8 protein-coding genes are annotated in these 6,023 nt (G+C 73.6%); all 8 read right to left on the bottom strand.

The window, feature by feature from the left end; genetic code table 11:
• On the bottom strand, positions 1-156 hold a 156-nt coding region (locus FJ251_12645; protein ID MBM4118557.1), incomplete at its 3' end, for an epimerase.
• A complete protein-coding gene (gene obgE, locus FJ251_12650; GenBank protein ID MBM4118558.1) occupies positions 153-1,166 on the bottom strand; it encodes a GTPase ObgE in 1,014 nt (337 codons plus the stop codon). The genes FJ251_12645 and obgE, both read right to left, overlap by 4 nt.
• Position 1,167: 1 nt before the next feature.
• Positions 1,168-2,361 carry a pyridoxal phosphate-dependent aminotransferase gene (locus FJ251_12655; GenBank protein ID MBM4118559.1) on the bottom strand — a complete coding sequence of 398 codons (1,194 nt, stop codon included), beginning with the start codon at positions 2,359-2,361 and terminating at the stop codon, positions 1,168-1,170.
• 24 nt (positions 2,362-2,385) lie between these two features.
• Positions 2,386-2,868 carry a pantetheine-phosphate adenylyltransferase gene (coaD, locus tag FJ251_12660; GenBank protein ID MBM4118560.1) on the bottom strand — a complete coding sequence of 161 codons (483 nt, stop codon included), beginning with the start codon at positions 2,866-2,868 and terminating at the stop codon, positions 2,386-2,388.
• A complete protein-coding gene (locus FJ251_12665; protein ID MBM4118561.1) occupies positions 2,865-3,446 on the bottom strand; it encodes a 16S rRNA (guanine(966)-N(2))-methyltransferase RsmD in 582 nt (193 codons plus the stop codon). Before FJ251_12665 ends, coaD begins: the two co-directional genes overlap by 4 nt.
• Entirely contained in the window at positions 3,437-4,069 is a 633-nt protein-coding gene (locus tag FJ251_12670; GenBank protein ID MBM4118562.1) for a shikimate kinase, read from the bottom strand. Before FJ251_12670 ends, FJ251_12665 begins: the two co-directional genes overlap by 10 nt.
• Entirely contained in the window at positions 3,981-5,156 is a 1,176-nt protein-coding gene (gene aroC / locus FJ251_12675) for a chorismate synthase (GenBank protein ID MBM4118563.1), read from the bottom strand. The genes FJ251_12670 and aroC overlap by 89 nt, the downstream gene beginning before the upstream one ends.
• Before the next feature lie 117 nt (positions 5,157-5,273).
• A partial coding sequence (locus FJ251_12680) for a type II and III secretion system protein (GenBank protein MBM4118564.1) occupies positions 5,274-6,023 on the bottom strand: 750 nt, incomplete at its 5' end.

Below are 6,023 nucleotides of genomic sequence, written 5' to 3' on the forward strand. Positions count from 1 at the left end.
CGGGTCCCAGGCGATCTCCGCCGGGCCCGCCGCCGACCGGCGCACGAAGCGCCGAACCGGCACCCCCGCGGCAGCGAGGGCCGCGCCGAGCGCGGCGCCGGTGAGACCGCTCGCGCCAGCGAGGGCGATGCGCGCCGGCGGGGCAGGGGCGCTCATGGGCTTGGAATGGGCGAGAGCCCGCTGGTCGGTGGCGCGACGAAGCGGTCCAGCGCCGCGCGCAGGGCGTCCAGGCCCTGGCCGCTGACGGCGCTGATCGCCAGGCAATCGACCTCGGCCTCGAGCCCGGCCGGCCGCGCGGGCTGGGCGCCGGGGCCGAGCAGGTCGCACTTGCTCAGGACGAGCAGGCGCTCCTTCGCGAGCAGCGCCGGCTCGTGCTGCACCAGTTCGGTGAGCAGGGCGCGGTAGACCGCCAGCGGCGCCTCGCTCGTCGCCTCGACGAGGATCACGAGCGCCCGGCAGCGCTCGACGTGCCGCAGGAACTCCTTGCCGAGGCCGCGGCCCTCGCTCGCGCCCTCGATGAGCCCAGGCACGTCGGCCATCACGAGCGAGCGCAGGGGCGCCGTGCGCACGAGGCCGAGGTTGGGTTCGAGGGTCGTGAAGGGGTAGTCGCCAATCTTGGGCCGGGCGTCCGAGAGCGCGGCGAGCAGGGTGGACTTGCCGGCGTTGGGCAGCCCGACGAGGCCGACGTCCGCGATCAGCTTGAGCTCCAGTTCCAGCAGGCGCTGCTCGCCCTCCTTGCCGGGCGTGTGCTTGGTCGGCGCCTGGTGGGTGGCGCTCTTGAAGCGCGCATTGCCGTGGCCGCCCTTGCCACCCCTGGCGACGAGCAGGCGCTGGCCGGGCGCGGTCAGGTCGCCCAGGAGCAGGTCCTCTTCGCGGTCGCGGACGAGCGTGCCGGGCGGCACCGGGACCACGACGTCGGCGCCGCTCTTGCCCGTCTTCGTGGAGCCCTCGCCGGGGCGGCCGTCCTCGGCGTTCCAGTGCTGACGGTAGCGCAGGTCGAGCAGTGTGTGCAGCGCCGGATCGACGACGACCCAGACGTCGCCGCCCTTGCCGCCGTCGCCGCCCGCGGGCCCGCCGCGCGGCACGAACTTCTCGCGGCGGAAGGCCGTGCAGCCGTCGCCGCCGCGGCCGCTTCGCACGCGGATCAGCACGCGGTCGACGAGCATCTCAGGCGCCCCGGCCGAGGAAGCGCTCCAGGCGGTCGAAGGCCGCCGCCAGCTCGACGTCGGCAGCGGCGAAGGAGAGCCGCGCCCAGTCCGGCATGCCGAAGGCATCGCCCGGCACGAGGGCGACACCCTCCTGCTCCAGGAGCCTGGCGCAGAACTCGCCGCCGTCCGCCCAGCCGCGCGCTCGGCAGACGCGGGCCGTGTCGAAGAAGAGGTAGAAGGCGCCCTGCGGCTCGACGAAGGGCAGGCCGAGCGGCCGCATGCGCTCGAGGCAGTAGCGCAGCCGCTTCGCGAAGGCCGCGCACATCGGCGGCACGCTCGCGCGGCCCTCGCCCAGCGCGACGAGGGCGGCGCGCTGGCTGATCTGGCTCGGGCTCGAGAGGGCCTGGCTCTGGTAGCTGGCCAGCGCTTCGATCAGGCCCTTCTCGGCGATCGCATAGCCGAGGCGCCAGCCGGTCATGGCATAGCTCTTCGAGAAGCCGCTGACCACCACGGTGCGCTCGGGCAGCCAGGGCTCGAGGTTGTAGATGGACTGGTGCCTCAAGCCGCCGTAGACGAGGTCCTCGTAGATCTCGTCGGCGATGATGACGAGGTCCTTCTCGCGCGCCACCGCCGCGATCGCCCGCAGCTCCTCGGCGCCGTAGACCGCCCCCGTGGGATTGGTCGGGTTGTTCAGCAGCAGGACCTTCGAGCGTGGCGTGATCGCCGCGGCCAGGCGCGCCGCGTCCAGCTTGTGGCCGCGCGCGAAGTCGGTCGCCACGGGCACCGGAACGCCGCCGCGCATCTTGACCATCGCCTCGTAGCTCACCCAGAAGGGCACGGGGAAGAGCACCTCGTCGCCCGGATCGAGCAGGATGCACAGGAGGTAGTAGAGCAGCGGCTTCGCCCCGCTCGAGACGCAGACGTTCGCGCCCGCCAGCGGCAGGCCCCAACGCTCGCTGTAGGTGGCGGCGATCTTCGCGCGCAGGGCGGGCTCGCCCGCCGCAGCCGTGTAGCGCGTCGCGCCGGCGCGGATGGCGGCGATACCGGCCTCGGCCACGGGCGCCGGCGTCGCGAAGTCCGGCTCCCCCGCCGTGAGCGAGATCACGTCCCGCCCCTCGCTCTTCAAACGGGTCGCGAGCGCGGCGACGGCCAGGGTCTTCGATGCCTCGACGGCGCGCCCGATGCTGTTCAGCTTCACCGAGAAGCGCTCCATGCGTCGCCTCCTACCACCCGCGCCCTAGGGCAGCTTGCCCCAGGCGCGCAACTCGGCCAGCACGGGGGCCGGCACGAACCCGGAGATGTCTCCGCCGTAGTGAATGATCTCCTTCACCAGCGAGCTGCTCAGCGACAGGAACGGCTCGCTGGGCATCATGAAGATCGTCTCGCAGCGCGCGAGCAACTTGCGATTGGTCAGCGCCATCACCAGCTCGGCCTCGAAATCGCTGAAGGCGCGCACGCCGCGCAGGACGGCGGCCACGTCGTGGAGCCGCACCTGCTCGGTGAGCAGGGTGTCGAAGCCGATCACGCGCAGGTGCGGCAGCGTCGCCGTCATCCCGCGCATGAGCTGCAGCCGCTCGGGCAGCGTGAGCAAGGTACGCTTTTCCCGGTTTTCCGCCACGGCGACGAGCAGTTCATCGCAGAGCGGCAGGGCCCGCTGGATGAGGTCCAGGTGCCCGTTCGTCGGCGGATCGAAGGTGCCGGGATAGAGCCAGCGCTTCATGGCAGCTCCTCTTCCAGATCGCGCTGCGGCGCTGGCCGCAGCAGGGTGACGCGCGAGTCGCCGCAGCGCAGCGCGCGCTCGCAGACGAGGCCGGGCGGCGCGACCAGTTCCCGGTCCGCGCTCTCGTAGGCCAGCCAGACCGGCCGCTCCGCCCCGAGCCGGCCGATGGCGGCCAGGGCCGCCGGGCCCGCCGGATCGCCGTAGGGCGGGTCCAGGAAGACGCCGTCGGGCGCCGGTCGCGGCCACTCGCGCTCGATGAAGCGCAGCGCCTCCTGCCGGCGCCAGGCGACGGCCAGCTCCGGGGCCGCCGCGAGGAGCGGCCCCAGGTTGCGCTCGAGGACCGCCAGGCTGGCCGCGGCCGCGTCGACGAAGAGCGCGCCCGCAGCGCCGCGGCTCAGCGCCTCGATGCCCAGGCTCCCCGTGCCGCAGAAGAGGTCGACCACGCGCGCGCCGGCGAGGCAGCCCGCGTGCTCGAGCACGCCGAAGAGCTGCTCGCGCAGGCGGTCGCTGGAGGGCCGCACCCCCGCGGGCGCCGCCTGCAGACGGCGGCCCTTGAAACGCCCGGCGATCACGCGCATGGCCCCTCCGCAGCGCGGGCGGCGGCGAGGATACGGCGCGCGAGGCCCTCGCGCAAGCGCGCCCGGGGCTCGGCGTCCTCGGCAGCGGCCAGCGGCAGCACCAGGTCTGCGAGGGCACGATAGAGGGGTTCGCGCCGCGCCCAGCGCACCTGCAGCGCCGCCTCCCCCGCCGCCGCCAGAGGCCGCGCGCCCGGCCGGGCGGCGAGGCGGGCGGCGAGCAGGGGCCAGTCCCAGGCGAGGTAGACGCAGAAGCCCGCCCTGAGGAGCGGGTGGTTGGCCGGCGTCTCGACGACGCCGCCGCCGGTGGCGAGAACGAGCCCCGCGCGGCCGGCGAGGGCGGCGAGGGCCGCCTGCTCTTCGCGGCGGAAGCCGGCCTCGCCGCCCGCGGCGAAGAGCGCCGGCAGGCTGCAGCCGGTGCGGCGCTCGATCTCGGCGTCGAGGTCGAGGAAGTCGAGCCCGCCCTGGCTGGCGAGCACGGGGCCGAGGCGGGTCTTGCCCGCGGCCATGAAGCCGAGCAGGTGGATGCGCACGGCGCTAGCGCCGCGCCTGCTGGCGGCGGTAGAGACGCCAGGCGGCCTTGAGATCGGCCAGCGTCGCCGAACGGAACTCCTCCAGCACCGCATCGGCGAGGACGAGGGCCACCATCGCCTCCATCACGACGCCCATCGCCGCCACCGCCGTGCAGTCCGAGCGCTCGCGCAGGGCCTTCACCGGCTGACCGCTCGCGATGTCCACGCTGGCGAGCGGCTGCATCAGGGTCGAGATCGGCTTCATGGCGCCGCGCACGAGGAGCGGCTCGCCCGTCGTCATGCCGCCCTCGAGGCCGCCCATGCGGTTGGTCGGCCGGCGGTAGCGCAGGGGGCCCCCCTTGGCGGGCAGGATCGGATCCATCGCGCGGCTGCCGCGCATGCGGGCGTTCTCGAAGGCGGGGCCGATCTCCATCCCCTTCACGGCCGGGATCGAGAGGATCGCCGCCCCCAGGCGCGCGTCGAGGCGGCGCTCCCAGTGCACGTAGTGGCCGAGGCCCGGCGCCAGCCCCGTGACGACGACCTCGGCGACGCCGCCCAGGGTGTCCCCGTCCTGCCAGACGGCCTTGATCGTGCGCAGCATGCGGGCATAGGCCTCGGGATCGGCGACGTGCAGGTCGTTCGCGGCCGCCGCGGTGGCGAGCGCCGCCAGGTCGCCGTAGTCGGCCTGGCTCTGGACGCCGCCGATCGCGAGCACGTGGCTGAACAGGCGCACGTCCAGCGCTTCGAGCAGCAGGCGGCAGACGGCGCCCGCCGCCACGCGCGCCGCGGTCTCGCGAGCGCTGGCCCGCTCGATGACGTTGCGGATGTCGTCCGTGCCCGTCTTCAGCACGCCGGCCAGGTCGGCGTGGCCGGGCCGCGGCTGGGTGACGGGCTTCGGCGCCTTCTCGCCCCGCCGCGGCTCGGGGTGCATGCTCGCTTCCCAGTTCGGGTAGTCGAGGTTCTCGATCCAGAGCGCGAGCGGGCCGCCGAGCGTCAGGCCGCGGCGCAGACCGCCGGTGATGCGCACGCGGTCCCGCTCGATCTTCATGCGGCCGCCGCGCCCGTAGCCCTCCTGGCGGCGCGCGAGCTCGGCGTCGATGCGCGCGGGATCCACGCGCAGGCCCATCGGCAGGCCCTCGAGCAGGGCGGTCAGGCCGGGACCGTGGGACTCCCCGGCGGTGTGGAGCTGGAGACGGCGCATGGCGTTCCTCGGGCGGCGGGCGGGATCCTCAGGGGGAGCCTAGCGTCTGGCGTGGCGGGGGTAAACAAAAACCCGGCCCCCGCGGCGCGGGGGCCGGGTCGCCCGAGGTCGGCGGCCTCAGCCGCCCAGCGGAAGCGTGTAGCCCTGCTCGCGGAGCTCGGCCTCCGAGCTCGCCGCGCCGGGCTCGACGATGCGCGGCGTGATGAAAATGATCAGCTCGCGCTTGCTGTCGTTGCGGTTGCTGTACCCGAAGACGCGGCCGACGATCGGCAGGCGGCCCAGAAAGGGCACGCTGCGGTCCAGGCTGCTGTCGCTCGACTTGATCAGGCCGGCGATCACCGCCGTCGAGCCGTCGTCGACCATCACGTTCGTCTTGCTCTCGCTCGTCGTGATGATGACGCCGCCCTGCACGGTGGCTTCGCTCGAGAGGTCGCTCACCTCGGTGAGCACCTGCATCATGATCTTGCCGTCGGGATTGATGTGCGGCGTGACGACCATCTTGATGCCGATCGTCGTCAGCTGCGTGATCGCGTTGCCCGCCTCGTCGGCGACGATGAGGGGGATCTTCTTGCCGACGAGGATGTTCGCCTCGCGGTTGTCCATCGTCGTCACGCGCGGCGTGCTGATGATGTTCGCCTTGTTGGCCAGCTCCAGCGCCTGGATGGCGACGTTCAGCTCGCCCCAGCTGCGCACGGTGCCCAGCTTGACCTCGCCGACGGGGCTGGCGAAGGACCCGTCGACGGTGCCCGTGCCCGCGAGGCCCAGATCGTCGTTGCTGATGTTGAGCGCTTCCCACTTGATGCCCAGGTCGCGGCTCGCGCGGTAATCGAGGTCGACGATGCGCGCCGTGATCTCCACCTGGGGGGG

It is taken from the genome of bacterium, assembly GCA_016873475.1.
Classification (GTDB): Bacteria; Krumholzibacteriota; Krumholzibacteriia; order JACNKJ01; family JACNKJ01; genus VGXI01.